At 53.5% G+C, this 1,431-nt stretch carries 1 protein-coding gene; it reads right to left on the bottom strand.

Annotation, left to right across the window (positions count from 1 at the left end; genetic code table 11):
* A partial coding sequence (locus HT737_RS30155; RefSeq protein ID WP_182404647.1) for a reverse transcriptase N-terminal domain-containing protein occupies positions 1-353 on the bottom strand: 353 nt, incomplete at its 3' end.
* Between the last annotated feature and the right edge of the window lie 1,078 nt (positions 354-1,431).

Below are 1,431 nucleotides of genomic sequence, written 5' to 3'. Positions count from 1 at the left end.
GACTTCGGAATGAACACACGCCTTAAAGGCCGTGGTTTGTATCCGTGGCGCTTCAACCCGTTTGCCGCTTTCCATTTGGCATCGGGTGTATCCCAGAGCACGCGGTCGACTCCCGCCGTGCGCTTGCCCTGGTTTTCAGTGACTCGCCGAACGGCCAAATATCTGGCCGAACTAGAGCGGGTCAGCATTCGTTGCAGGGAATTAACCCTGCGCCAATTGCCTTCCCGACAAGCCTTCGCAATCCGTAACTGCATCGCCCGGACATTCCGCTGAACACGCCACCAATCGATGTCATGCCATTGCTGCGGAGCGCCGGAAGGCGCAGACACGGCCGTAGGGCTGTGTACTTTCATGCTGCCTTCCTCTCAAATTGCCTGAGCTGAAGACGTACGCATTCCCTGACGGGAATGGACGTCCCGTCAGGGCTGGATAAATGGGAAACCTAAACTGCAGGTTTCTGAGATTATTGAGACAGGCTCAGTCAGAGTTCATGCGACGAAAGACCACGCAGAAGTCTGCCCGGTTTCCCGTGGGGTGATGTTCCAACCCCTATTCGATCCATTACAGATCGACTTTCGCTTTCTCTGCGATCCCATACCCGCACAGCCAACAGATCCCCTTGCGGTTCACCTGCCCGAAGGCAGCCATACGGGCTTACCACGTTCCCTGCCTGTCACACGATTGGGTTAGGGCCTGCCTTTTCGCCGGTGATTCTGATGACGACGTATCTCCAGCCTCTACAGAGATATCCGATCACTTTGCCTTTTGGCTCAAGCCTGACAGCTGTTTTGGCTTGTTTATAATTACGACGTTTATCAGCAGTTCACATATGTTGCCCATGCCAACCAGCCTGGCGCCTCAACCCGGTTCAGCTCCGAGCATCTCTACATCCCCTCACGGTGGCTGCAGACCTTTTCAGGGGCTACGTTGTTGGAAAAGCTTCACACCTCATCGTTGCCAATGACGCATGTCTTCCTAGGCTATCGTTGGTCGTACAACGAGTCCGCTGCCAACTTGCAAGCAAGCTGGATGGACAATGACAGACAGAGCTTTCGCTCGAGTCTTCAGAGGGATAAGCAGGAACTGACAGAGTCAGCATGCTCAGAAAAGTGTTTCCTCCTGTTTCGAAGCAGGAGAAAACCCTTGCGGGGATTCTATCCCGCAGGGGTGAGGTTCTGTGAGAACCGAAGATTGAAGATGCATTCTAGAAAGAAAAGATCCTTTCCCAGTCGATTGTGTCGAATGCTGATCGACTGTGGGCATGCCCCGCCGCAACGGTAAGTCCTTGAAGGCAGTGGACTTCTTTGATGGATTTTTATTCCGGAGATTGGGTACTCCAGCCTTGGCTGTAATCGAACAGCCCTTCAAGATGACCATCCACCTCGAAGTCTTGAAGACACGCTACGCGTGTCGCACAGAGGCGCTTATAGT

The sequence above is a fragment of the Pseudomonas sp. MD195_PC81_125 genome (assembly GCF_014060985.1).
Classification (GTDB): Bacteria; Pseudomonadota; Gammaproteobacteria; order Pseudomonadales; family Pseudomonadaceae; genus Aquipseudomonas; species Aquipseudomonas parakoreensis.
Note: the sequence above shows the minus strand (reverse complement) of the source record. Positions and strands in the feature narration are given on the sequence as shown.